Source organism: Luteimonas sp. A649, assembly GCF_054072735.1.
This window is the reverse complement of sequence record NZ_JBSVRQ010000001.1, coordinates 760,834-784,753: the sequence shown is the minus strand read 5'-3', so window position 1 is coordinate 784,753 and position 23,920 is coordinate 760,834. Positions and strand designations below refer to the sequence as shown.

The following is a 23,920-nucleotide window of genomic DNA, read 5'->3' as shown; positions in this document are numbered from 1 at the left end:
GGGCACTTGAAACTAGTGCTGCCGGCGCGCCCACGGCAGCGGTTGACGCCGCAGGTGCCGGTGGGGAATTCCCGCGCACCGGGTTCGGCCCGCGGGCCATCCGGGGAAGGCGGCCAGGCCTGCCGCAACAGGCGAACATCCCGCCCTCACCGGTTCGGCCTCACCAGCCCGCAGTACAGGCCTTCGATGGCGAAGTCCTGCCCGGGCGCGACCTCGATCGGTGCGTAGTCGGGATTACGGGGCAGCAGGCGGATGCGGTCCTTGCCGAGCTTCAGCAGCTTGACGGTGACCTCGTCGTCGATGCGGGCGATGACGATCTGGCCCGAGCGCGCATCGGCAGTGCGGTGCACGCCGATCAGGTCGCCGTCGAAGATGCCCTCGTCGCGCATGGAGTCACCGCGCACGCGCAGCAGGTAGTCCGGCGCCGGAGAAAAGAACGCGCGGTCCATCAGCACCATCTGGTCGCTGCCGATGTCGGCACCGATGGGGACGCCGGCGGCCACCTGGCCGAGGACGGGGAGCTCGAGGATGTCGTGTGGGGGTGCCGGCGCGGCCGGGACATTCGCAGCTGCAGCTGCTCCCACAAGAGCGAATGCTCCCTGTGGCGGCTCCGGTGCCCGCAGTACTCGGATCCCTCGCGCGCGCCCCGGAACCCGCTCGATGGCGCCCGCGGCTTCCAGCGCCTCCAAGTGGTATTGCGCGGCCCGTACGCTGCTGAAACCGAAGGCGCGGGCGATTTCCGCCTGTGAAGGGGGCATGCCCTCCTCCGCGATGCGCTCGGCGATCAAGGCAAGGACGGCCTGCTGGGTGTCGGTGAGATCCATGGTTAGTAGTAATACTACTAACGGCACCGGGAATCAACGCCTGTGTGCGCCCTTCCAGATCGAGTACACGATCCACACGCCCAGGGCCGCGGCCCCGATGAAGCCAGCCACGCCCAGCGCCATCAACCAGGTATTGCGGGCGCCGCCGCCCACGCTGTTCATCACGATCGACGAACCGATGATCAGCGCCGCGGTGATCACGCCCATGGTCAGCCGGCTGGCCGCGCGATCGACCTGGTCGCCAAACGCCTGCAGCGTGGGGATTTCGATGCGCGCGCCCAATCGGCCGCCGCGTGCCGCGCGTATCAGCCGGCGCAGGTCGCGCGGCAGTTCCGCCCCGAATTCGAGCATCCCGGCCAGTCCGCGGCGCCCGCGGCGGGCCAGCGCGGACGGCGCGAACCGGCGTCGCATCACCCGCTCCAGCCACGGCCGCGCCTCGGTGGCCATGTCGAAGCCGGGATCGAGCTGGCGGCCGAACCCTTCCAGCGTCAGGAAGGCCTTGATCACCAGCGCCAGGTCCGGCGGCAGCACCAGGCCGTGGCTGCGCAGCAGGCCGGCGGCATCGGACAGCATCGTGCCCATGCGCAGGTCCTTCAGCGGCACGCCGCGGTAGCGGTCGACCACCCCCGCCGTGTCGGCCTCCAGACGCTCTTCGTCGACGTCGCCGCCGATGCTCCAGTCCAGCAGGATGTCGGCGACCGCCTCGGCGTCCTGCATCACCATGCCGTGCAGCAGGCGCGCCATCTCGATCCGCCGGCGCTCGCCCAGGTGGCCGACCATGCCGAAGTCGATCAGCGCGATGCGCCCGTCGCGGAGGAAGAAGACGTTGCCGGGATGCGGGTCGGCGTGGAACAGGCCGTCTTCGAGCACCATCTTGAGCACGATGCCGGTACCCGCGCGCGCCAGTGCGGAGCGGTCCAGCCCCGCTGCGTCGACCGCGGCCAGATCGCCGGCGGGGATGCCGTCGACGAAGTCCTGCACGTTGAGCCGCTCCGAGGTCCACTGCCAATGCACCTGCGGCACCACCACCCGGTCGTCGTCGGCGAAGTTGGCCCCGATGCGTTCGGCGCTGCGACACTCCGCCGCGAAGTCGAGTTCGCGCCGCAGCGACGTGCGGAACTGGCGCACCACCTCCACCAGGCGATAGCGGCGCAGGTCGGCCAGCTGCGACTCCACCACTTCCGCCAGCCGCGCCATCAGCCGCAGGTCGGCTTCGACCACGTCGACGATCCCGGGTCGCCGTACCTTCAGGATGACCGGCGTGCCGTCATGCAGCCAGGCGCGGTGGGCCTGCGCCAGCGACGCCGCCGCCACCGGCACCGTCACCACCCGGGCGAAGGCGATTTCCGGGTCGACGCCGAGATCCTCCACCAGCTGCGGCCGCACGTCCTCCCACGGCAGCGCGGGCACGGCGTTCTGAAGCAGGCTCAGCTCGGCGATCCACTCGGGTGGCAACAGGTCCACGCGTGTGGCCAGGACTTGGCCGAGCTTGACGAAGGTCGGTCCGAGCTCCTGCAGCGCGCGGCGCAGGCGCTGCGGCGGCTTCAGCTCACGCCGCTCCACGGCCTGCTCCCAATGCAGCAGCCGGCCGGCGCGCTCCAGCACGCCCGCCATGCCGCTGCGGCGCACCAGGTCGCCGAAGCCGTGGCGCACGAACACGCTGGCGATTTCCTGGAGCCGGCCGAGATCCCTGACGCTGGCCAGGGCGTCGAGCATGCTCATCGCGTGTCGCTCACAGCAGCTGTTCCAGGCCGCGCAGCGCTTCCACCACCGTCTGCCGGCGTACCGCATCGCGGTCACCGCCGAACGCGAATGCCTGCGCCCGCGGATAGCCGCCGCGCCGCTTCCACGCGATCCACACCGTGCCCACCGGCTTGTCCTCGGTACCGCCACCGGGACCGGCGATGCCGGTCACCGCCACCGCCAACGTGGCGCCGGAGTGCACCAGCGCGCCGGACACCATCTCGATCACCGTTTCCCGGCTGACGGCGCCGTGCTCCTCCAGGGTCTGCGGGCGCACGCCAAGCAGCGCCTGCTTGGCCTCGTAGCTGTAGACCGCCATGCCGCAGTCGAACCATTCCGACGACCCCGCGATGTCGGTAACGACCTTCGCGATCCAGCCGCCGGTGCAGCTCTCGGCCGTGACCAGCATGTGGTGGCTCTCGCGCAGCTGCGCGCCGGCAAGGACAGCGAGCTCGTGCAGCTCGTCATCGGAGGGAATCGGTGTGGGCATCGGGAGCAGCTGGGGGGAAAGCCGCCGTTGTACCGCAATCGCTCCGGCCTGTCGCGCCGGCACGCACTGAAAAGCCCGCGCATCCGGGGATGCGCGGGCTTCGGGTGCCGCGTGGATCAGTAGCGTACGCGCAGGGTCACGCCGTACATACGGGGCGCGGCGGGGAACGCGTTGTAGGTGTTGAACGGATTACCCGGATCGGGGAACAGGGCCTGCAGCGGACCGTCGAAACCGACTTGCACGTAGTCGGTGTCGGTGAGGTTGGTGCTCCAGAACTCCACCATCCAGCGATTGTCGGCGCGACCGATGCCGAAGCGCGCGTTGACCACCGTGTACGAGTCCTGGTGCTTCTCCACGTCCAGGTCGGAACCGGTGTTGTAGTCGCCCATGTACTTGGCGCCGATATTGAAGCGGCCAACCAGGTTGCTGGAGAAGTCCCACTCGTAGGTCGCCGACAGCGAACCCGACCATTCCGGCGCGAACGGCATCGTGGCACCGGTCAGCTTGTACAGGGCCCCGGAGGTGCTCGCCGGCGTGCGCTCCTCGAAGTCCGGACCGGGGATGTTGTCCCCGAATTCGGTCTTCGCGTACATCAGGCCGCCCTGCAGCATCAGTCCCGGCACCGCGGTCGGCTGCCAGAGGATCTCGGCGTCCAGGCCCGTCGAGGTGACTTCCGGGATCGAGCGCACCACGAAGCTGGTCCCCAGGAAGCTGTTGAGCTGGAAATCCTCGTACTCCTGGTGGAACAGCGTGGCGTTCAGCAGCAGCGTGCCGCCGGCCCATGTGGTCTTGGCGCCGAGCTCGAAGCTGTCGACGAACTCACCGCCGAACGAGGTGTCGTTGACCGGAATGATACCGGCGCCGCTTTCGGAGAGGCCGTCAGAGGACTGCACGCGGTCGAGGTTGAAGCCGCCGCCCTTGTGGCCACGCGCGAACGAGCCGTAGGTCATCACGTTCTCGTTCCAGCGATACGCGGCCTTCAGCGTGCCCGACCACTCCTTCTCGTCGCTTTCCTGCAGCGTCGAACGCCCGTTGTGCAGCGCGTTGGCCCACGGCAGGCAGGAGTACCCGATGATCTGGGAGGCCGCGCCGCCGATGATCTGCGCCTGCAGCTCCGGCGGCAGCAGCGCCAGCCCCGGGATGCGCTGGTAGAGCGCGCCGCCGACGCGCGCCGCCGGATTGGCCAGCATCGAACCGCAGCCGATGCTGCCGTTGGGGTTGCTGTAGTCGGAACTCAGCTCCTTCTTTTCACGCGTGTAGCGAAGCCCGAGGGTGAGATCGAGCGCGTCGGTCGCGTGCCAGGTGTTGTTCGTGAACAGCGCCAGGCTCTCCGCGTTCTGCTCGTAGCGGTCATTCGCGCCCAGCCCGGCGAAGTTCGTGCCGAAGGGCTGGCCGCTGACCTGCGACAGGAACAGCGCGGGATTCGTCATGTCGACCGGGATGCCCAGCGGCCCGAGCTGCTGTGCCAGCGCGCCAAGCACCAGGGTGCTGATCAGCGAGGACACGTAGGGCTCGTAGTGGGGGCCGAGGCGGTAGGTCTCGGTGCGGTCGAGGTCCTCGTCCGAATAGAACAGGCCGAACATCCAGTCGACGCTGTCGGTCGACCCGGTCAGGCGGAACTCCTGGCTGAAGGTCTTGAAGCCGGTGAACGACTCGTCCTCGTTGGGGTTGCGGTAGAGGATGTCGGCCGTGCTGAAGTCGTAATCGAGGCCGTTGACGCTCTCCCACTCGCGCGAGGCGGTGATCGAGGTCAGGGTCGCGCCACCGAACCAGCCCGGATCCCAGTTGACCTCGGCACTCACGCCGCTGTCCTTGATCTTCTGCGTCGTGGGGCGATTGCTGTAGGCGACCCGGTCGAACGGATCGTCGCCAGGCGCGGCGACCGCCTGGTGGCCAGCCACGGCGTTGAGCACCAGGGCGCTCTGGCCGACCACCGTCTGCACCGCGGTACAGCAGTTCTCGTCGCGGCTGGTGAAGTCACCGGAGAACAGGATGTCGAGGTTCTCCGTCGGCTCGAACAGCAGCTTGCCGCGCAAGGTGTGGAAGTCCTGGTCGTAGTCCTGGTCTTCGGTGCGCGGGCCGTTGCCGGTCTCCACGTCCATCCAGCCGTCACGCTTGCGCTTGGCTGCGTAGACGCTGAAGGCGGCCGTTTCACTGAGCGCGTCGTTGTAGCTGCCGGCGATGCCGAGCGCGCCGTAGTTGCCCGCGGAGATCTCTCCTTCGGCACTCTGGGTGTAGCTCGGCCGGCGGGTCACGATGTTGATCACGCCTGCGGAGGTGTTCTTGCCGAACACCGTGCCCTGGGGGCCCTTCAGCACCTCGATGCGCTCCAGCTGGCCGAGGTCGCCGAAGCCGACGCTGTTGCGCGGACGGTAGACACCGTCGATCACCACGCCCACCGACGACTCGAGGCCGACGTTGTCGCCCACGGTGCCGATGCCGCGGATGCGCGCGGTGGTGATGGCTTCGTTCTGGGTGCTGGTCACGGTCAGGCCGGGCACCAGGATCTGCATGTCCTTGATGTCGCGGACGCCGGTGTCCTGGAGCAGCTGCTCGTCGAGCACGGTGACCGAGACCGGCACGTCCTGCAGCGCTTCTTCGCGTTTCTGGGCCGTGACCGTGATCCCGGCGAGCGTGGTCGGGCGTTCTTCGGCGGCTGGAGCGTCCTGGGCATGCGCCGTCGACACCAAGGCGGGGCTTGCGAGGATGGCAAGGAGTGCGGTTGCGAGCGCGTGGCGTTGCAGATGGCCTGAGACCATGGGTGTCCCCCTACTGATGTTGATTGCGCAGTCGTCGATATCGGCACGGACGCCGCCATGGAACACCATGGCGGCACGCACCGGGCCTGCGTGGGGGGACTGGCCCGGGCGGCGATTCCGCTGCCTTGAGGCGACGCTAGCACAATTCCGGACGCATGCGTATGTGCGCCGCTGGAGCCCCCTTCCGGGGCACGTTCAGCATTCGCATTGACCGGCGTAAGACAATAGCGGGATGACCTCATCCCCAACCACGGGTAGCGCCCTCCCGGGCCCCACCGCCCCACTTGACCCCCGCCTGAGCGCCGACTGGGTCCGCCGCCTCGAGGCCGTGACCGAGGACGTGCGCACCCTACTGGTCGCCGTGGCCGCCGACACGGGCCCCATCCTGGCAGACCACTTCTACGGACACATGCTTGAAGACGCGCGGGCATCGCGCTTCCTCAGTCCCGGCCAGGTCGCCGAACGCCTCAAGCCTTCGCTCCAGCGCTGGCTGCGCGAGCTGCTCGCCGCACGATCCACCGACGTCGCCACCCTCCAGGCCACGCAGGAACACGTGGGCCACGTGCATGCGCGCATCGACATCCCGGTCGACCTGGTGAGCCGTGGCGCACGCATGCTCAAGGACGATCTCCGCGCCAGAATCCGCGCCCGCGCCGCCAGCGATGCCCAGGCACTGGAGGCCGTCATCTGCGCCGACAGCCTGATCGACATCGCGCTGGAAACCATGACCCGGGCCTACGTCCGCTCCCGCGACGCCGCAGGCGCGCTGGACGGATCCTTCCGGCTGTTCTCGCTGATCCAGAACATCGGTACCGAGCGCGAACGCCAGCGTGCGCTGCTGCTGGCCTGGGAAAACGCGCTGATCTACGCGCTGACCGACGAGAACCCCGGCCCGGCGCGGACGTTGCTGGTCTCGCGATCGGAATTTGGACTGTGGTTCCTGCACAAGGGCATGGCCAGCTTCGGTGATGGCGCCGAGACCCGCGAAGTGAACCTGCTCGCCGAACGCATCGACACCGCCCTGCGCGAGCGCCTGCCGCAGGCCGCCAGCGCCGCCGAGCGCCGCGCACTGCTCGACGACCTGCGCGCGGCCGCGGATTCGATCCGCAACCTGATCTCGATGATGTTCGACGGCATCGGCGACCTGGAGTCCGGTCGGGACACCCTGACCCGCCTGCTCAATCGCCGCTTCCTGCCCACGATCCTGCGCCGCGAAATCGCGCTGCAGGCCAATACCGGCCGCCAGTTCGCGCTGCTGATGATCGACCTGGACCACTTCAAGGCGATCAACGACAGCCACGGCCACGAGGCCGGCGACCGCGCCCTGCAGCACGTCGCTGCGCTGCTGGTCGAAAACACCCGTGGCAGCGACTACCTGTTCCGCTACGGCGGCGAGGAGTTCGTGGTGGTGCTCGGCTCGGTGGGCGAAGCCGAGGCGATCACCATCGCCGACGGCCTGCGCAAGGCGATCTCGGGTTCACCCGTGTCCCTGTCGGATGGCCGCAAGCTGCCGCTCAGCGCCAGCATCGGCGTCGCCCTGCAGGACGGCCATCCCGACTACGAGCGTGTGCTGGTCCGTGCGGACGCGGCCATGTACCAGGCCAAGCGCGGCGGTCGCGACCGTGTCAGCGTGGCCGGCGAAGCCACGCCGGAGACGCCGGGCGCCCGCGCACTGCAGCGCTGAACGCGCTGCCTGCCCGGCTACAATCCCGGGTCGGGCGCGTCCGTTGCGCGCCCCGCCCGCCGGACAGATGACGCTGGACAAGACGCCCGAACACACCCCTCTGATGAAGCAGTACTTCGCCGCCAAGGCGGAGCACCCCGACGTGCTGCTGTTCTTCCGCATGGGCGACTTCTACGAGCTGTTCCATGACGACGCGCGACGCGCGGCGAAGCTGCTCGACATCACCCTGACCCAGCGCGGCGCCTCGGGCGGGGCGCCGATCCCGATGGCGGGCGTGCCGCACCACGCGGCGGAGGGCTATCTGGCGCGGCTGGTGGCCCTGGGCGAGTCGGTGGCGATCTGCGAGCAGGTCGGCGACCCGGCCACGAGCAAGGGCCTGGTTGAGCGCAAAGTGGTGCGCATCGTCACCCCCGGCACGGTCACCGACGAGGCGCTGCTGAGCGAGCGCCGCGACACCCTGCTGCTGGCCGTCAGCCGCGGAAAGTCCGGCTACGGCCTCGCCTGGGCCGACCTGGCCGGAGGCCGGTTCCTGGCCAACGAAGTCACCAGCGACGATGCCCTGGAAGCCGAGCTGGCGCGCCTGGATCCCGCGGAGCTGCTGCTGCCCGACGAGGAAGGCTGGCCGGTGTTCGCGACCACACGCGGTGGCCTGCGCCGGCGCGCGCCCTGGCTGTTCGACGCCGACAGCGGCCGCCGCCAGCTGCTGCGCTTCTTCGGCCTGCACGACCTCACCGCCTTCGGCATCGACGACCGCCCGCTGGCCATCGCCGCGGCCGGCGCGCTCCTGGGCTACGTCGAGGAGACGCAGAAGCAGCGCCTGCCGCATCTGACCTCGATCGCCGTGGAGGCGAGCGACGGCGCCATCGCCATGAACGCCGCCACGCGACGCCACCTCGAGCTCGATACGCGCGTGGACGGTGAGCAGAAGCACACACTGCTTGGCGTGCTCGACAGCACCGTGACGCCGATGGGCGGACGCCTGCTGCGCCGCTGGCTGCACCGCCCGTTGCGCGATCGCACCGTGGTGGCCCAGCGCCACCATGCCGTGGGCGCGCTGATCGACGATCGCGTCGAGCGCGACCTGCGCGAGCAGTTCCGTGCGCTGGGCGACGTCGAGCGCATCCTCTCGCGGATCGCGCTGCGTTCGGCGCGGCCGCGCGACCTGTCCACCCTGCGCGACGCGCTGGGCCTGCTGCCGGCGCTGCGCCGGCTGCTGGCGCCAGTGGATTCACCGCGGCTGCAGGCGCTGGTTGCCGGTCTGGGCGAACACGAGGCCCAGGCCCGGCTGCTCGCCGATGCGCTCGTCGGGCAGCCGCCAGTGCTGGCCCGCGATGGCGGCGTGTTCGCCGACGACTACGACGCCGAGCTCGCCGAGCTGCGCACGCTCTCCACCCACGCCGACCAGTTCCTCGTCGACCTCGAGGCGCGCGAGCGCGAAGCCAGCGGCATCGCCACGCTCAAGGTCGGCTACAACCGCGTGCATGGCTACTACCTGGAGATCAGCAAGGCGCACGTGGCGAAGGCGCCGACGCACTACACGCGCCGCCAGACGCTGACCAACGCCGAGCGCTACATCACCGAGGAGTTGAAGGGCTTCGAGGACAAGGTGCTGTCCGCCCGCGAACGCGCACTCGCCCGCGAACGCCTGCTCTACGAACAGCTGCTGGACGAGCTCAACCTGCACCTGGAATCACTCAGGCGCTGCGCCGGTGCGCTGGCCGAACTCGACGTTTTCGCCGGCCTGGCCGAGCGCGCGCAGGCGTTGGACTGGTCGCGCCCGGAACTGGTCGACGCGCCCTGCCTCGAGATCGAACGCGGCCGCCACCCGGTGGTCGAAGCGGTGCGCGACGAGCCCTTCGAGCCCAACGACCTGATGCTCGACGACGACCGCCGCATGCTGGTGATCACCGGCCCGAACATGGGCGGCAAGAGCACCTACATGCGCCAGAACGCGCTGATCGTGCTGCTCGCCCACATCGGCAGCTTCGTGCCGGCGTCGCGCGCACGCATGGGCCCGATCGACCGCATCCTCACCCGGATCGGCGCCGGCGACGACCTCGCCCGCGGGCAGTCCACCTTCATGGTCGAGATGAGCGAGACCAGCCACATCCTGCATCACGCCACGGCGCAGTCGCTGGTACTGATGGACGAGATCGGCCGCGGCACGTCGACCTACGACGGCCTGGCCCTGGCCGAGGCCTGCGCCCGCCACCTCGCTGCGCACAACCGCTGCTACACGTTGTTCGCCACGCATTATTTCGAACTCACCGCGCTGGCGACGCCGGGCAGCGGCATCGCCAACGTGCACCTCGACGCGGTGGAGCACGGCGACGCGCTGGTGTTCATGCACGCGGTGAAGGACGGCCCCGCCAACCGCAGCTTCGGCCTGCAGGTGGCGGCCCTGGCCGGTTTGCCGAAACCCGTGCTCGGCCAGGCCCGCGCACGCCTCGCGGAGCTCGAGCAGCAGGGACCCGCGGCGTCGCCGCCGATGTCGGCGGAGATGCTGGATGCGCCGCAGCAGTTCGGCCTGTTCGCGCCGTCGTCCGCGGCGCTGGAGGCACTGGCCGGCATCGATCCAGACGAACTCACGCCGAAGCAGGCACTGGAAGCGCTGTACCGCCTGAAAGCACTGTCATGAGCGACCCCGGCGCCAGCGTTCGCGTGGACGCCCTGCTGACGGGCGTCGCCGTGCCCTACACGCGCCCCGGCAGCCGCAGCGGCATCGCCAAGACACCGCGCAGCGGGGCTGTGCGCATCGGCGAACTCGGCCTCGATGGCGACGAACAGGGCGACCTGCGCGTGCACGGCGGCATCGACAAGGCGGTGCACCACTATCCCTTCGAACACTACGCCGCCTGGCGCGCCGAACTGGGTGACCTGCCCCTGCTCGCCACGTCCGGCGCCTTCGGCGAGAACATCAGCAGCCGTGGTCTCGATGAGGGCACCGTCTGCATCGGTGACCGCTACGCGCTGGGCACCGCGATGCTGGAAGTCAGCCAGGGCCGGCAACCGTGCTGGAAGCTCAACGATCGCTTCGGCGTGCCGGACATGGCGCGTCGCGTCCAGGACACCGGACGCACCGGCTGGTACTACCGCGTGCTGCAAACGGGCCACGCGCAGGCCGGGGATGTGCTGACGCTGGTCGAACGGCCCTGGGCCGGCTGGCCGCTGCGACGACTCACGCATCTCCTTGCCGGGCGCGTGCTGGATCCTGCGCAGCTGGGCGAGGCACTCGACCTGCCGCTGGTGCCGTCGTGGCGGAAGCTGCTCGAACACCGCCTCGCTTCCCGCCAGGTCGAGGACTGGGGGCGACGCATCGACGGCCCGCCGCAGGACTGAGCCGCGCCACGCCGCCTCGCGCCGGCGCTACTATCAGGGGCCATCTGCAGGAGTCCGCCATGGCCACCCTCACCGACGACCTCGCCGCCCAGCTTCGCGGCGCGCCCGCCAGCCAGCTCGCCCAGCAACTCGGCATCAGCCAGGAACAATCGTCCGCGGCGATCAGCGCCGCGCTGCCCCTGATCATGGGCGCGCTCGGCAGGAACGCCAGCCAGCCGCAGGGCGCGCAGTCGCTGTTCGGCGCGCTGCAGAAGGACCACGCCGGCGCCGACATCGGCAACGTGCTGGGCGCGGTGCTCGGCGGCGGCGGCCAGGGCGGCGCCATCCTCGGCCACATCTTCGGAGGCAACCAGGCGCGGGCCGAAACCGGCGTGGCGCAGGCGACGGGACTTGGCGAGGGCCAGGCGGGCCAACTGCTGAAGATGCTGGCGCCCATCGTCATGGCCTACCTCGCCAAGCGCGCGATGGCCGGTGGTGGTGCCCGGGACGCGAACGGTGCCCAGGCACTGGGTGGCCTCCTTGGCCAGGAACAGCAAGAGATCCGCCAGCAGGGCGGGCTCGGCGGCGGCCTCCTCGGCGCGGTCCTGGACCAGGACGGCGACGGCCAGCTCGGCATCGGCGACCTGATGAAGCTCGGCGGACTCTTCGGCAAGAAATAAGACGATAGCCTTGCGCTATCAATCGAGTTCCTTAATTCGATTTCATATTTCTATCAGGGGGACGTAGAGTCGATTCCAGGCTCCGTCCACCTCCAAGCAAAGGGGAACCAGCACCATGAGCAATCCGTCCGACACCGGCAAGAAGTGCCCCGTCACCCATCTCACCACGCAGTTCGGCGCCCCGGTGCCCGACAACCAGAACAGCCTCACCGCCGGCCCCCGCGGTCCGCTGCTTTCGCAGGACGTGTGGCTGCACGAGAAGCTGGCCAACTTCGTGCGCGAGGTGATCCCGGAGCGGCGCATGCACGCCAAGGGCTCGGGTGCCTTCGGCACCTTCACCGTCACCAACGACATCACGAAGTACACCCGCGCCGCGATCTTCTCGCAGGTGGGCAAGAAGACGGAGATGTTCGCCCGCTTCACCACCGTCGCCGGCGAGCGCGGCGCGGCCGACGCCGAGCGCGACATCCGCGGCTTCGCGCTGAAGTTCTACACCGAGGAAGGCAACTGGGACATGGTGGGCAACAACACCCCCGTGTTCTTCATCCGCGACCCGCGCAAGTTCCCCGACCTCAACAAGGCGGTGAAACGCGACCCGCGCACCAACATGCGCTCGGCCACCAACAACTGGGACTGGTGGACGCTGCTGCCCGAGGCCCTTCACCAGGTCACGGTGGTGATGAGCGACCGCGGCATCCCGGCCAGCTACCGCCACATGCACGGCTTCGGCTCGCACACCTACAGCTTCTGGAACACGCAGGGCGAGCGCTACTGGGTGAAGTTCCACTTCCGCACCCAGCAGGGCATCAAGAACCTGACCGATGCCGAGGCCGCCGAGATCGTCGGCAATGATCGCGAAAGCCACCAGCGCGACCTGTATGACGCCATCGAGCGCGGCGACTTCCCGAAGTGGAAGCTGTATGTCCAGATCATGCCGGAAACCGAGGCCGACACCGTCCCGTACCACCCCTTCGACCTGACCAAGGTGTGGCCCAAGGGCGACTACCCGCTGATCGAGGTCGGCGAGTTCGAGCTCAACCGCAATCCGGAGAACTTCTTCGCCGACGTCGAGCAGGCCGCGTTCGCACCGGGCAATCTGGTGCCGGGCATCGCCCCTTCGCCGGACAAGATGCTGCAGTCGCGCCTGTTCAACTACGCCGACGCGCAGCGCTATCGACTGGGCGTGAACTACCACCAGATCCCGGTGAACGCCGCGCGCTGCCCGGTCAACAGCAACCACCGCGACGGCGCCGGGCGCATGGACGGCAACTACGGCAGCCTGCCCCACTACGAGCCCAACAGCTTCAACCAGTGGCAGGAGCAGCCGCAGTTCCGCGAGCCGCCGCTGAAGATCAGCGGCAACGTGGCCGACTGGTTCAACTTCCGCGAAGACGACGCCGACTATTACAAGCAGCCCGGCGACCTGTTCCGGTTGATGACGCCGGAGCAGCAGCAGGTCTTGTTCGACAACACCGCGCGCGCCATGGGCGATGCACCGGACTTCATCAAGCAGCGCCACGTCGGCAACTGCACGAAGGCCGACCCGGCCTACGGTGCAGGCGTCGCTGCCGCGCTGCGCAAGCTGGGCGCCTTCGCCGCGGAGCAGTCGCCGAACAGCCTCGGCCAGGAATAACGCTCCAGCGTCCTTCCCCGGCCGACCGGGGAAGGACGGTTCCAGCGTGCACCCAAGTACGGCCGCGTCCCTTCACGAAGGGATGCGGCTTTTCTTTTGGACGCTTCAGCTGGCGTCGATATCCCCCAGCGCGCGGATCAACCGCCGCGCCCGCTTGTCCGGACGATGTTCGGGCGCGCGATAGCCGTCACGCGCCGCGCGCCGGGCCAGCGCCGCCTCTTCGCGCGTGCTTCGCGAGGCGTCCGACTCGCGGTAGAGCCCGCGTGCAACCGGTGCCGGTCCACGATCGTCCGACAGGCCAAGCACCTCGACTTCGAACACCTCGTCCGCGCGGACCACGCGCAGCGCATCGCCCACGCGCACCGTTCGCGAGGCCTTGGGCCGCTGCCCGCCGACCTCGACCTTGCCGGTATCGACCGCCTGGCGTGCCAGCGTGCGCGTCCTGAAAAAGCGTGCGGCCCATAGCCACACATCGATGCGGACGCTGTCGAGCGCGCCCGGTTCGCCTGATCGCTCTGCCATGCGCGGATTCTAGCGCCGGCGCGGGACTTCCAAGGCTCGCAAACGCGGACGGCCGCCCTGGGGCGGCCGTCCGGCGAAACACATTGCGCGCGTGATGCGCGCGTGCCGCTTACTCGGCAGACGCAGCCGGTTCGGCGGCGGCGGCAGCGGCTTCGGCAGCCGCCTTCGCGCGGGCCTTGGCGTTGCCGGCGAGGTCTTCCTTGATGCGCGCCTTGCGGCCTTCGAGCTCACGCAGGTAGTACAGCTTGCCCGCGCGCACGGCGCCGCGGCGCTTGACCTCGACCGAGTCGATCGCGGCGCTGTGGCTCTGGAACACGCGCTCGACGCCGAAGCCGTGGGAAATCTTGCGCACGGTGAACGACGAGTTCAGGCCGGCGTTCTTCTTCGCGATGACCACGCCCTCGTAGGCCTGGACGCGCTCGCGCGTGCCTTCCTTGACCTTGACGTTGACGATCACGGTGTCGCCGGGACCGAAGACGGGGAGCTGGCGCGTGACCTGCTCGGTCTCGAAGTTCTGCAGCAGCGTATTGAGCGAGGGCTTGTTCATGATGGTGGATGCCTGTTGGTAGTGCCCTGTGGGCTGTTGTAGCGCGAGTGCACGTGGACCCGCGTCTTGGCGTGGTTGTAGCTAGCCGCGCATTGTAGCGCGCTTTTTCCCTTGCGCGCTAGAGGCTTAGGCCTGCCCGGCGGGCGGCAAGCCGGCTTCGGCCAGCCAGGCATCGAGCAGGCGCCGGTCGGCGGGCGACAGGGCCTCCAGGTCGATCAGGTCCGGGCGACGCAGCCAGGTCCTCCCGAGCGCCTGCTGCCGGCGCCAGCGGGCGATCCCGGCGTGGTTGCCCGACAGGAGCACCGGCGGCACGGCCCCGAGCGCGTGCTCGACCGGTCGCGTGTAGTGCGGGCAATCCAGCAGCAGCGGCCCGTCCTCGCCGTCGGCGGGCGGCTCGAAGCTGTCCTGGGCCGCGGACTCCGCATCATTCAACGCCCCCGGGAGCAGCCGGGCGACGGCATCGACCACCACCGCCGCAGCCAGTTCGCCACCTGACAGCACGTAGTCGCCGATCGACAGCTCCTCGTCGACTTCAGCGACCAGCAATCGCTCGTCCACGCCTTCATAGCGTCCGCAGAGCAGCACCAGGCGCGGCAACGCGGCCAGCTCGCGGGCCTTGGCCTGGTCGAGCGGCCGCCCCTGCGGGCTCATGTAGACCACGCGCGCCGGGGCCGGATCGGCTTCGCGGGCGGCGGCCAGGGCCGCGCGCAGCGGATCGATCAGCATCACCATGCCGGGGCCGCCACCGAAGGGGCGGTCGTCGACCCTGCGGTAGTTGCCTTCGGCGTAATCGCGCGGGTTCCAGCCGTGCAGGGCCAGCAGGCCGCGCTCGCCGGCCCGCCCGACCACGCCGTGTCCGGCGACCTGGGCCACGAAGTCCGGGAACAGGCTGACGACGTCGATGCGCATCGCAGGCTGCGTGACGCCTTCCGCGGCCATGCCTAGAAGTCCGGGTCCCAGTCGACGGTGACCAGGCCAGCCTCGAAATCGACCGACACCACGTAGTCGGGCGTCACGAAAGGAATCATGCGCTCGCGGTCGCCACGCGCCACCAACACGTCATTGGCACCGGTGGAGAACAGGTGCGAGACGGTGCCGAATTCGACACCCTCCACGTTGACCACGCGCAGGCCCTCGAGGTCGACCCAGTAATACTCTCCCGGTGCGGGCGGCGGCAGCGCTGAACGCGGCACCCAGATCTCGCTGCCGCGCATCGCCTCGGCGGCGTCGCGGTCCTCGATGCCGGGCACCGTCGCCACCAGGCCCTTCGCGCCCTCGCGTCCGTTCACGTCGGACAGCGCGCGCTCACGACCCTGTGCGTCGCGCAGGATCCAGGGCTGGTAGCGGAAGATGGCCCGCGCCGGATCGGTGAACGATTCCAGCTTCAGTTCGCCACGCACGCCAAAGGCGCCGTGGACCCTGCCCAGCAGGATGCGGCGCCCGGAGGTGTCCATGAAGGAGATGGCCGCGCCCGGAGGCGCGGCCGGGCCGTCAGGCGGCGGCCGCCGCCGAGGCCTTGACCGCGTCCTTGTACAGGTCGCGGACCTTGTCGGTCAGCTGCGCGCCCTGCCCGACCCAATGGTCGACGCGGGCGGTGTCCAGCACCACGCGCTGCTCGCCGCCCTGCGCGACCGGGTTGTAGTAACCCACGCGCTCGATGTTGCGGCCGTCCCGCGCGCTGCGCGAGTCGGTGACGATGATGTGGTAGAAGGGGCGCTTCTTGGCGCCGCCGCGGGTGAGGCGGATCTTGACCATGGTGTTTTTCCGTATTGCCCAGTCGCCAGGGTGGCGAGGTAAGCCGCGAATTGTAGCGGAAGCCATGGCGCAGCGCGATACCCTCCCGGGATCGGCGGGGCATTCACCGGCTCTCGTCCGTGCCTCCCTCCCCGCCGCGACCCGGCGGCGGCACGCCTGGATCCCGGCCTGCGGCCTGGCCGGCGCGCCGTGCCGCCTCGATTCGCCGCGCCGTCGACGGATGCGAGGCGACATAGCCCAGCACGCCATCGTCGGTGCCGGCCTCGCCGGCGATGCGGCCCAGGATCGTCGCGAACGCGCCGGGGTCGATACCGCGCCGCGCCAGCAGCTCAAGCGCGTAATCGTCGGCCTCCGTCTCGTGTCCACGCGAGAATGCGCTGCCCATCACCGTGGCCGGGATCGACACCGCGAGCGAGGATCCGGACGCGTCGCCGAAGGCCAGGCCCACCATCAGCATCGCCGAGGCCCCTTCCAGCGCGCGCCGCATGCCGTGCCTGTGCACATGGTGGCCGGCCTCATGCGCGAGCACCGCGAGCACTTCGTCATCGCTCCCGGCCACTTCGACCAAGGCGTCGGTCACGTACAAGCGTCCATCCGGCAGTGCGAAGGCGTTGGCACCGATCACCGGCGCATGCACGAACGCGACCCGCATCTGCTCGCTGCGCGGCTCGCCGTCGACCAGCGCCTCGAAGCCCCGCAGCAGCCCCTCGCGCCGGGCCGCCGGCAGCCGGCTGTCGTCGAAGTACAGGCGCCCGAGCAGCGCGTCGGCCTGGTCGCTGGCGGCGCGCTCGACGGCCACCGGCACGCGCTCGGCCGCAAGCTTCGCCATCCACGGCACGCCGATGTTGAAGAACACTGCCACGAACGCGACCGCAACCAGGGCAGCCACCGCGATCGCCGCGCGCCGGCGCTCAAGCCAGTCCGCCATGGCTTCGATCCGACTGGACGGTCTCGGGAACCACGCTTCCAGCAAGGGGGAGTGCGCGCACTCCAGCTGCCCGTGTCCTGGGCGGCGCAGCACGCGCGGCGTCGAGCCCAGCCGCGGCGCGAGTGCCACCTCGACCAGCGGCCAGTCCACGCTGCCGCCGCCGTCGACATGCAGGCGCAGCAGCCCCGCACCCACGCGCTCGATGCGCACCGCTTGCGACGCGGTGCTCCGACCGTCATGCCACTGCGCAGGGATCGCGGTCACAGGCCGATGTCGAGACCCATGTCGAGCGCGTCCACCATCTCCGCGCCCACCGCCCCGCGCTCGCCACCAACCGCGGCGCTGAACGCCGCAAGTCCGCCATCGCTTTCCAGCATCAGATGGTCGGCCCGGTAGCGGGCCAGGCGGATCATCGCCCACGGCGTCGCCAGGCCGAGCGTGCACAGGATCGCGACCAGGTTGCTGAAGTAGAGCCAAGCCACGTCGCGTACGCGCAGGGTCGAAGTGAATCGCACCCCCGACAGCGTGCTGTGGTTCCAGAGCAGGTTGACCTGACGGGTGCGCAGGTAGGTCAGCAGTCCGAACAACCCGAGGTAGAACACCGCCATGGGAATCATGACCGCGGCCTGGACTGCCGCCACATCGGGTTCACTGCCTTCCTCGGCCCCCAAGCCTGCGAACACGACTCCAAAGACCACCGCCACCACCACGGCCAGCACGAAGCCCAGGCCCACCGCCACCAGCCACGGCCGGTAATAGGACTCATCGCGCCCGTCGTAGGCGAAGCGTGCGGAGCCGAATCGGTGGCCGCGAGCCAGCCACGCGTGCTGCTTGCGCTTGGCGATCGGAGACAGCACGCCCAGGGTGACGCCGGCCAGCACCACCCAGCCCAGGAACGGTCCGTATGCGCTGCCGACCGTGGCATCGAAACCGAAGCGGACCCCGCGCCAGGCCGAGTAGCGCGCGCGGAAGCGGACGGCGAGGCAAACGATCAACGGCGCGCACAGCCACAGCAGAAGGATCAGCACCATGTACAGCACCGGCATCGACTGTGAGCTCACCACCAGCGCCGCCACCACCGCGTACGCGACCAACCGCCCCTTGAGGATGCGGATCGGATCGGCGAGGTACTCGAACGAGGAGCCGTCGATGCGGGTATTCGCGTAGAAGTAGCGCTCGGTGCGCACCTTGGCCCAGGCCGAGTAGATGCCGAGCGTGAGGATGGTCAGTACGACATTGACGATCCAGATGCCGAAGTACTCACCGGCGGTGCCGGAGAACTGAGGACGATGGCAGACCGTTTCAGGCAAGTGCGTCGTCTCCGCGCCGTCTTCCGGCGCGGTCGGAATGATTTCGAGCATGTTGGTTTCCCCCTAAAACCGGGGCCATCCTAGCCGGGACCCGCCCTGCTTGCGAGCCGGCTCCCGCGGTCGCACTCAGGGCGCGTGTCGGGGGATGTCCGCAAGCAGCGTGCGCAGCGTGGAAACGAAGTGCGCGTCGCCGACGAGTGCATGGCGGTCGATCGACGCGATGTCCTGTACGCCACGGGAGTTGAGCGCCACCGCAGCGCGCATCCCGGAGATCGCATCCAGTGCCAAGGGTCGATGATGCTGCGGCACGCCTGCCGCCGTCAGCGCACCCTGCAGCAGGCGTCGGGTGACGCCGTCCAGGCTTGGCGCGTCCGGCCACGTCACCACGTTACCGTCCCAGAACGCGACATTCCAGAACGTGCCTTCGGCGATGCAGCCATCGGCAGCCACCAGCAGCGCGTCGTCGAAGCCCGCGGCCTGGGCGGCGCGGCGTGCGTCGAGCTGGGCACCGATGGCGAGGTGCTTGAGCCCCGGGCGCACGCGAAGTCCGCGATGGGCGCGCAGGCGCAGGGAGCTGGAGCGGGGTTCGCGCGAAGGTTCAATCTCCACGTCGACATCGATGCCGGCCTTGCCGTCGACCACGTCACCCCGGACCACCACACGCAGCGTGCACGCATCACCGCTGCCCGCCAGCGCCGCCCGCATGCGCGAACGCAGCGCGTCGCCATCAAGGGCGATGCCATACATGTCGAGGGTCGCATCGCGCAGCCGGGCCAGGTGCAGGGCAAGGCCCTGCACCGCGCCGTGGCGCACCTGCATCGTGGTGAAGTGGCCTGCGGCCGCGGGATCGCCCACGTCCATTGCGGCCACCATCGTGCTCAGCGGAACGGCATCGCGCCGCGGCCGCCCATCATGCCCTGCAGGCCGCGCATCATGCCTTTCATGCCGCCGCGGCCCAGCTTGCCCATCATTTTTTCCATCTGCTGGTACTGCTTCATCATCTTGTTGACGTCGGCCGGCGTGACGCCGGAGCCGGCGGCGATGCGCTTGCGCCGCGAACCGTTGAGCAGGGCCGGGTTGCGTCGCTCTTTCTTCGTCATCGAATTGATGATCGCGACCATGCGCGGCACTTCCTTGCCGGTGACCTGGTTCTTCACCGCATCGGGGATCTGGCCCATGCCCGGCAGCTTGTCCATCAGGCCATGGATGCCGCCCATGCCCTGCATCTGCTCGAGCTGGTCTCGCATGTCGTTCAGGTCGAACTTCTTGCCCTTGGCGACCTTTTCGGCAAGCTTCTGCGCCTTCTCCTTGTCGACCTGGCCCTCGACCTGCTCGACCAGCGACAGCACGTCGCCCATGTCGAGGATGCGGCTGGCGATGCGGTCGGGGTGGAAGACGTCGAGCCCGTCGACCTTCTCGCCGGTGCCGATGAACTTGATCGGGCGGCCGGTGATGTAGCGCACGCTGAGCGCCGCGCCACCGCGGGCGTCGCCGTCGGTCTTGGTCAGCACCACGCCGGTCAGCGGCAGCGCTTCGCTGAAGGCCTTGGCGGTGTTGGCCGCGTCCTGGCCGGTCATGGCGTCGACCACGAACAGGGTCTCGACCGGATTGACCGCGGCGTGCAGCGCCTTGATCTCGGCCATCATCGCTTCATCGATGGCGAGGCGGCCGGCGGTGTCGACCAGCAGCACGTCGATGAACGACTTGCGCGCGTCGGCAACCGCGGCGCGGACGATGTCCACCGGCTTCTGCGAGGCGTCGGATGCGAAGAAGCGCACGTCGACCTGTTCGGCCAGCGTCTTCAGCTGTTCGATGGCGGCCGGCCGGTAAACGTCGGCGCTGACCACCATCACCTTCTTCTTGCGCTTTTCCTTCAGCAGCTTCGCGAGCTTGCCGACGGTCGTGGTCTTGCCCGCGCCCTGCAGGCCGGCCATCAGGATGACGGCGGGCGCAGGCACGTTGAGATTGAGGTCCGCGGCGGCGGCGCCCATGACCGCGGTCAGCTCGTCGCGCACGACCTTGATGAGCGCCTGGCCCGGCGTCAGCGACTTCAGTACTTCCTGCCCGACCGCACGCACCTTGATGCGCTCGATCAGGGCCTGCACCACGGGCAGCGCGACGTCGGCCTCGAGCAGCGCGATGCGGACCTCGCGGGTGGCCTCGCGGATGTTTTCCTCGGTGAGCCGGCCGCGGCCGCGCAGGCGCTCGATGGTGCCGGAGAGTCGCTGGGTCAGTGATTCGAACATTCGGGAGCCTGGGAACGACGGGACTGCGGACCGGCAAGTATAGCTTTCGGGCCCACGGGACCGGGATGGCGAGGCTGGGCGGAAGGGTACATCCGCGCCGCGCCAACGTCGGCGGCGCACGTGGGGCGGGTCGTTCAGCCGGCGCGGGGCACGCGGCGCGCTGGCGGGCCGCGCCGGCGCACGCTGTCGCGCACGTCCACCTCAAAGGCCAGCTGCAGCGTCGCGTCCGCGCCCGGAAGCTCGAATTCCAGGGCGTCGCGGCAGGGCAAGCGGCCGACATAGTCGCGCACCGGCCCCTCGGGAAGGGCGAAGATCCAGTCACCGCCATCGCTGGACAGCGTGGGGGCTTCTTCGCCAGGCGCGATCCGCAGCAGCTGCCGCAGCGCCACGCCTGCGGCCCGCGTTTCGTTCGCGATGGTTTCGCCGTCCAGCAGGCGCGCCAGTTCGTCCTCGCCGATACGCAGGCGCAGCGATTGGCCCTGCAGTTGGACTTTCACCGCGTTGCGTCCGCGTGCGCGTGGTCGTCGCCGCACAGCGAGCAGCCTTCGCTCCAGACGCTGTCACCGTCCTCGTAGTGCTCCTGCTTCCAGATCGGGCTGGTGTGCTTGACCCGTTCGATCAGCTCGCGGCAGGCGCGAAAGGCCTCGTCGCGGTGCGGCGTGCCGGCGGCGATCACCACCGCCAGGTCGCCCACGGCCAGGCGGCCCTTGGCGTGTGCCACGTAGAGCTTCACCTTCGGGCCGAAGCGGGTGTCCATGTCCTCGCAAATCGCGCGGAAGCCGTTCAGCGCCAGCGGTTCGAACATGTCGTAGCTGACGCCGGTGACTACGCGGCCATGGTTGAGGTCGCGCACGCGGCCCGCGAACATCGCCATGCCGCCAAAGCCGGGATCGGAGACGAAGTCGATGGCGGCGGCCGGATCGAGCGGGCCATCGGCGATGTCGGTCACCGCGCAGTGGAAACGGTCCATGCTCAGCCTCCGCTGACCGGCGGCAGCACCGCCATCGGCACGCCCTCGGGCAACGTCTCGGCGTCGCGCAGGACCGTGGTTTCGCTGGCGAAGGCCGAGGCCTTGAGCAGCTCCGGTCGGTAGGCCGGCCAGTGTTCGCGGGCGTAGCGGTCCAGCGCCTCGCGCAGGTCGGCGACACGCGCGCCCTCGGGCACTTCAAGTACCACCTGCGCGGCGGAATCATGGCTGCGGAACGCGCCGAACAGGCTCAACTCCACCTTCACTGCCTCACCTCGTCGATCTGCAGGGCCTCGGCGTGCCCCAGTGTGTAGACATCCACCATGCCGCCGGCATCGAGTTCCATCGTCTCCGCAGGCACCACGATCCAGGCGTTCGCCTGCAGCAGCGGCAGCACCTTGAACGACTCCTGGCCCGTCAGCACGCGCGCCTGCAGGCGATCGCCGTCCAGCTCAACGCGACCCTTGAGGTGGAAGCGCAGCGGCGCGCGCTTGCGGTACGCAGCGGCCAGCGGCAGGCGCAGCGGACGCTCCGGCGCCATGCCCGTGAGCGCGCGCATCGCCGGCTCGGCGAAGAAGCGCAGGCCTACCGCGGCCGAGACCGGGTTTCCCGGCAATCCGAAATACAGCTGCCCGCCCGCCAGGCGCGCGAACAGCAGCGGCCGGCCCGGACGGATCGCGACCTTGTGGAAACGGATGTCGGCACCGATCCCGCGCAGCGCGTCGGGCACGAAGTCGTGGCGGCCCATCGACACCGCGCCTGTGCTGAGCACGATGTCGGCGCCGGCCTGCAGCGCACGGCCCAGCGCCGCGAGGAAGACCTCGGGCTCGTCGCTGACGGTTTCCCTCAGCACCAGCTCCGCGCCCGCGGCCGCGACGCGAGCGGCCAGGAACGGCCCATTGCTGTTGCGGATCTCGCCCGAGCCCAGCGGCTGGCGCGGATCGTCGACCAGTTCGCGGCCGGTGTTGAGCACGGCCACGCGCGGACGGCGCCGCACGGCCACGGTGCCGGCGCCCAGCGAGGCCAGCACCATCACCTGCGCCGCACCGACGCGCGTGCCCGGCTGCAGCACTTCCGTACCGTGGGCGACGTCCTCGCCGGCCAGGCGCACGTTGTCGCCGGGCCCGACCTCAAACGCCAGGCGAATCCGACGCGGACGGCCTTCGGCGTCCTGCGCCAGCACCTCCACGCGCTCCACCGGCACCACGCTGTCCAGGCCCTCGGGCATGCGCGCACCGGTCATGATTTCCCAGGCGCCGACGCCCGCGGTCGTGCCGTCGTCGCCCGCGACCTGCAGCCCGGCGACGTCGAACTCGGTGCCCGCCGCGATCGATTCACCCGCGGCACGCAGCGCGAACCCGTCCATGGCCGAATTGTCGAAAGGCGGCAGGTCGGCATCGGCTACCACCGTTTCCGCCAGCACCAGCCCGGTCGCATCCGGCAGCGTGCGGCGTTCGATCGCGAACGGCGCAGCCTCGCGCAGGATCGCCGCCAGCGCGTCCGCGTAAGCCGTCACGGATGGCCCTCGCCGTCGACCATCGCCAGGGCGTGCGCCAGCAGCGGCGCGAGAATGTCCATCCCCTGCTGCGCAGCGCGACGGCTGCCCGGCAACGCGAACACCAGCATGCGTTCGACCTGCACCACTTCGGCGCGGCTGAGCCAGGCCAGCGGCGTGTGCTTCGCGCTTTCGCTGCGGAACATCTCGGCGAGGCCGTCGACGCTGCGGTCGGCGACCGAGCGCAGCGCCTCGGGCGTGACGTCGTCCGCGCCAAGACCGGTGCCTCCGGTGCACAGGCAGATGCGCACGCCTTCGGCGGCCAGCACGCGCAGACGGCCGGCCAGCGGTTCGATCCCGTCAGGCAACACTTCGGCATCCGGCACACGCGCGCCAAGGCGTCTCAGGCCGTCCACCAGCACGGGTCCGGAGCGGTCTTCGTACTCGCCGCGGCTGGCGCGGTCGCTGAGCGTGAGCACGGCGCAGTCGACCTTGTCCAGGCGCGCAAGATCGCGTGGCCGGTAGTGGGCGAGTTCGCTCTCGTCCATGCCTTCGGGATGCAGCCAAAGCCCGCTCTTGCCGCCCTCCTTGAACAGCAGGCGGATGCCACCAATGCCCAGCGCCGGCTCAACCGGCTTGGTCAGGTCGTACAGCGTCAGCAGCGCCGCGTTGGCGCCGGCCAGCGCCTCCATCTCCACGCCGGTGCGGGCTTCCGTGGCGCATTCGCAGTACACGCGGATCGCGTTGCGCTCCGGCACCGGCACGCAGCGCACCTGCACCAGCTCCAGCGGCAGCGGATGGCACAGCGGCATCAAGGCCGAAGCCATCTTCGCGCCCTGCAGCCCGGCCACTTCGGCCATCACCAGCGCATCGCCCTTGGGCAGGCGGCGTTCGACGATCAGCGGGAACGCGTCGGCCCCCGCCAGCAGTTCGCCCACCGCCACTGCGCGCCGGCGGGTGGGTCGCTTGTTGCGGATGTCGGCCATGTGGAAGGCCGCTGCGCGCTCGTGCGTCATCGT

General features: G+C 69.6%; 22 protein-coding genes and 1 pseudogene. 5 read left to right on the top strand and 18 right to left on the bottom strand.

Going from position 1 to position 23,920, the window contains the following annotated elements; genetic code table 11:
- Positions 1-146 precede the first annotated feature (146 nt).
- From lexA to ACW5E8_RS03715, 4 genes are all read right to left on the bottom strand, one after another.
- Positions 147-824: a transcriptional repressor LexA gene (gene lexA, locus ACW5E8_RS03730; protein WP_456964141.1), complete on the bottom strand. Its 678-nt coding sequence runs from the start codon at positions 822-824 to the stop codon at positions 147-149.
- Positions 825-857: 33 nt separating this feature from the next.
- Entirely contained in the window at positions 858-2,540 is a 1,683-nt protein-coding gene (locus ACW5E8_RS03725; protein ID WP_456965234.1) for an ABC1 kinase family protein, read from the bottom strand.
- A gap of 16 nt (positions 2,541-2,556) precedes the next feature.
- Positions 2,557-3,057: a CinA family protein gene (locus tag ACW5E8_RS03720; RefSeq protein WP_456964140.1), complete on the bottom strand. Its 501-nt coding sequence runs from the start codon at positions 3,055-3,057 to the stop codon at positions 2,557-2,559.
- A gap of 116 nt (positions 3,058-3,173) precedes the next feature.
- Positions 3,174-5,816: a TonB-dependent receptor gene (locus ACW5E8_RS03715; protein ID WP_456964139.1), complete on the bottom strand. Its 2,643-nt coding sequence runs from the start codon at positions 5,814-5,816 to the stop codon at positions 3,174-3,176.
- 232 nt (positions 5,817-6,048) lie between these two features.
- On the opposite strand from ACW5E8_RS03715, the gene ACW5E8_RS03710 reads away from it, so the two are divergent.
- From ACW5E8_RS03710 to ACW5E8_RS03690, 5 genes and pseudogenes are all read left to right on the top strand, one after another.
- Positions 6,049-7,500, top strand: coding sequence for a diguanylate cyclase (locus tag ACW5E8_RS03710; protein WP_456964138.1), 1,452 nt, complete (start codon positions 6,049-6,051; stop codon positions 7,498-7,500).
- Positions 7,501-7,567: 67 nt separating this feature from the next.
- Positions 7,568-10,138 (top strand): DNA mismatch repair protein MutS, encoded by a 2,571-nt coding sequence (gene mutS, locus ACW5E8_RS03705; protein WP_456965233.1) that lies wholly within the window; start codon positions 7,568-7,570, stop codon positions 10,136-10,138.
- A complete protein-coding gene (locus ACW5E8_RS03700) occupies positions 10,135-10,839 on the top strand; it encodes an MOSC domain-containing protein (RefSeq protein WP_456964137.1) in 705 nt (234 codons plus the stop codon). The genes mutS and ACW5E8_RS03700 overlap by 4 nt, the downstream gene beginning before the upstream one ends.
- Before the next feature lie 59 nt (positions 10,840-10,898).
- On the top strand, positions 10,899-11,498 hold the full coding sequence (locus tag ACW5E8_RS03695; protein WP_456964136.1) for a DUF937 domain-containing protein: 600 nt from the start codon (positions 10,899-10,901) through the stop codon (positions 11,496-11,498).
- Between the two features lie 115 nt (positions 11,499-11,613).
- Positions 11,614-13,153: pseudogene (locus ACW5E8_RS03690) on the top strand (catalase); the annotation flags it as partial.
- An 83-nt stretch (positions 13,154-13,236) separates the two neighbouring features.
- Here ACW5E8_RS03690 and ACW5E8_RS03685 read toward each other — a convergent pair.
- The 14 genes from ACW5E8_RS03685 to moaCB all read right to left on the bottom strand — a co-directional run bounded on the left by ACW5E8_RS03685 (position 13,237) and on the right by moaCB (position 23,917).
- Positions 13,237-13,653, bottom strand: coding sequence for an RNA-binding S4 domain-containing protein (locus ACW5E8_RS03685; RefSeq protein ID WP_456964135.1), 417 nt, complete (start codon positions 13,651-13,653; stop codon positions 13,237-13,239).
- 109 nt (positions 13,654-13,762) lie between these two features.
- On the bottom strand, positions 13,763-14,200 hold the full coding sequence (gene rplS / locus ACW5E8_RS03680; protein WP_456964134.1) for a 50S ribosomal protein L19: 438 nt from the start codon (positions 14,198-14,200) through the stop codon (positions 13,763-13,765).
- 126 nt (positions 14,201-14,326) lie between these two features.
- A complete protein-coding gene (gene trmD / locus ACW5E8_RS03675; protein ID WP_456965232.1) occupies positions 14,327-15,109 on the bottom strand; it encodes a tRNA (guanosine(37)-N1)-methyltransferase TrmD in 783 nt (260 codons plus the stop codon).
- A 32-nt stretch (positions 15,110-15,141) separates the two neighbouring features.
- Entirely contained in the window at positions 15,142-15,654 is a 513-nt protein-coding gene (gene rimM / locus ACW5E8_RS03670) for a ribosome maturation factor RimM (protein ID WP_456964133.1), read from the bottom strand.
- Between the two features lie 37 nt (positions 15,655-15,691).
- A complete protein-coding gene (gene rpsP / locus ACW5E8_RS03665; RefSeq protein ID WP_456964132.1) occupies positions 15,692-15,955 on the bottom strand; it encodes a 30S ribosomal protein S16 in 264 nt (87 codons plus the stop codon).
- Positions 15,956-16,058: 103 nt separating this feature from the next.
- Positions 16,059-17,147 carry a M48 family metallopeptidase gene (locus tag ACW5E8_RS03660; RefSeq protein ID WP_456964131.1) on the bottom strand — a complete coding sequence of 363 codons (1,089 nt, stop codon included), beginning with the start codon at positions 17,145-17,147 and terminating at the stop codon, positions 16,059-16,061.
- Entirely contained in the window at positions 17,144-18,244 is a 1,101-nt protein-coding gene (locus tag ACW5E8_RS03655; RefSeq protein ID WP_456964130.1) for a YjgN family protein, read from the bottom strand. Before ACW5E8_RS03655 ends, ACW5E8_RS03660 begins: the two co-directional genes overlap by 4 nt.
- 75 nt (positions 18,245-18,319) lie before the next feature.
- Positions 18,320-19,066, bottom strand: coding sequence for an aminotransferase class IV (locus ACW5E8_RS03650; protein WP_456964129.1), 747 nt, complete (start codon positions 19,064-19,066; stop codon positions 18,320-18,322).
- Positions 19,067-19,071: 5 nt separating this feature from the next.
- A complete protein-coding gene (gene ffh, locus ACW5E8_RS03645; RefSeq protein ID WP_456964128.1) occupies positions 19,072-20,439 on the bottom strand; it encodes a signal recognition particle protein in 1,368 nt (455 codons plus the stop codon).
- Between the two features lie 134 nt (positions 20,440-20,573).
- On the bottom strand, positions 20,574-20,936 hold the full coding sequence (locus tag ACW5E8_RS03640; RefSeq protein WP_456964127.1) for a hypothetical protein: 363 nt from the start codon (positions 20,934-20,936) through the stop codon (positions 20,574-20,576).
- The gene (locus tag ACW5E8_RS03635; RefSeq protein ID WP_456964126.1) at positions 20,933-21,409 is read right to left on the bottom strand and encodes a molybdenum cofactor biosynthesis protein MoaE; all 477 of its coding nucleotides are present in this window, start codon (positions 21,407-21,409) and stop codon (positions 20,933-20,935) included. The genes ACW5E8_RS03640 and ACW5E8_RS03635 overlap by 4 nt, the downstream gene beginning before the upstream one ends.
- 2 nt (positions 21,410-21,411) lie before the next feature.
- Entirely contained in the window at positions 21,412-21,672 is a 261-nt protein-coding gene (locus tag ACW5E8_RS03630) for a MoaD/ThiS family protein (protein ID WP_456964125.1), read from the bottom strand.
- Positions 21,669-22,922, bottom strand: coding sequence for a molybdopterin molybdotransferase MoeA (locus ACW5E8_RS03625; protein ID WP_456964124.1), 1,254 nt, complete (start codon positions 22,920-22,922; stop codon positions 21,669-21,671). The genes ACW5E8_RS03630 and ACW5E8_RS03625 overlap by 4 nt, the downstream gene beginning before the upstream one ends.
- A complete protein-coding gene (gene moaCB, locus ACW5E8_RS03620) occupies positions 22,919-23,917 on the bottom strand; it encodes a bifunctional molybdenum cofactor biosynthesis protein MoaC/MoaB (protein WP_456964123.1) in 999 nt (332 codons plus the stop codon). The genes ACW5E8_RS03625 and moaCB overlap by 4 nt, the downstream gene beginning before the upstream one ends.
- Positions 23,918-23,920: the final 3 nt, after the last annotated feature.

Coding starts and splice junctions, on each gene's coding strand:
- ffh (WP_456964128.1), bottom strand. CDS start 20,439: ATGTTCGAATCACTGACCCAGCGACTCTCCGGCACCATCGAGCGCCTG.
- lexA (WP_456964141.1), bottom strand. CDS start 824: ATGGATCTCACCGACACCCAGCAGGCCGTCCTTGCCTTGATCGCCGAG.
- ACW5E8_RS03635 (WP_456964126.1), bottom strand. CDS start 21,409: ATGGACCGTTTCCACTGCGCGGTGACCGACATCGCCGATGGCCCGCTC.
- ACW5E8_RS03710 (WP_456964138.1), top strand. CDS start 6,049: ATGACCTCATCCCCAACCACGGGTAGCGCCCTCCCGGGCCCCACCGCC.
- ACW5E8_RS03695 (WP_456964136.1), top strand. CDS start 10,899: ATGGCCACCCTCACCGACGACCTCGCCGCCCAGCTTCGCGGCGCGCCC.
- ACW5E8_RS03685 (WP_456964135.1), bottom strand. CDS start 13,653: ATGGCAGAGCGATCAGGCGAACCGGGCGCGCTCGACAGCGTCCGCATC.
- rimM (WP_456964133.1), bottom strand. CDS start 15,654: ATGGACACCTCCGGGCGCCGCATCCTGCTGGGCAGGGTCCACGGCGCC.
- rpsP (WP_456964132.1), bottom strand. CDS start 15,955: ATGGTCAAGATCCGCCTCACCCGCGGCGGCGCCAAGAAGCGCCCCTTC.
- ACW5E8_RS03715 (WP_456964139.1), bottom strand. CDS start 5,816: ATGGTCTCAGGCCATCTGCAACGCCACGCGCTCGCAACCGCACTCCTT.
- ACW5E8_RS03720 (WP_456964140.1), bottom strand. CDS start 3,057: ATGCCCACACCGATTCCCTCCGATGACGAGCTGCACGAGCTCGCTGTC.
- mutS (WP_456965233.1), top strand. CDS start 7,568: ATGACGCTGGACAAGACGCCCGAACACACCCCTCTGATGAAGCAGTAC.
- ACW5E8_RS03725 (WP_456965234.1), bottom strand. CDS start 2,540: ATGCTCGACGCCCTGGCCAGCGTCAGGGATCTCGGCCGGCTCCAGGAA.
- rplS (WP_456964134.1), bottom strand. CDS start 14,200: ATGAACAAGCCCTCGCTCAATACGCTGCTGCAGAACTTCGAGACCGAG.
- ACW5E8_RS03700 (WP_456964137.1), top strand. CDS start 10,135: ATGAGCGACCCCGGCGCCAGCGTTCGCGTGGACGCCCTGCTGACGGGC.
- moaCB (WP_456964123.1), bottom strand. CDS start 23,917: ATGACGCACGAGCGCGCAGCGGCCTTCCACATGGCCGACATCCGCAAC.
- ACW5E8_RS03655 (WP_456964130.1), bottom strand. CDS start 18,244: ATGCTCGAAATCATTCCGACCGCGCCGGAAGACGGCGCGGAGACGACG.
- trmD (WP_456965232.1), bottom strand. CDS start 15,109: ATGCGCATCGACGTCGTCAGCCTGTTCCCGGACTTCGTGGCCCAGGTC.
- ACW5E8_RS03650 (WP_456964129.1), bottom strand. CDS start 19,066: ATGGTGGCCGCAATGGACGTGGGCGATCCCGCGGCCGCAGGCCACTTC.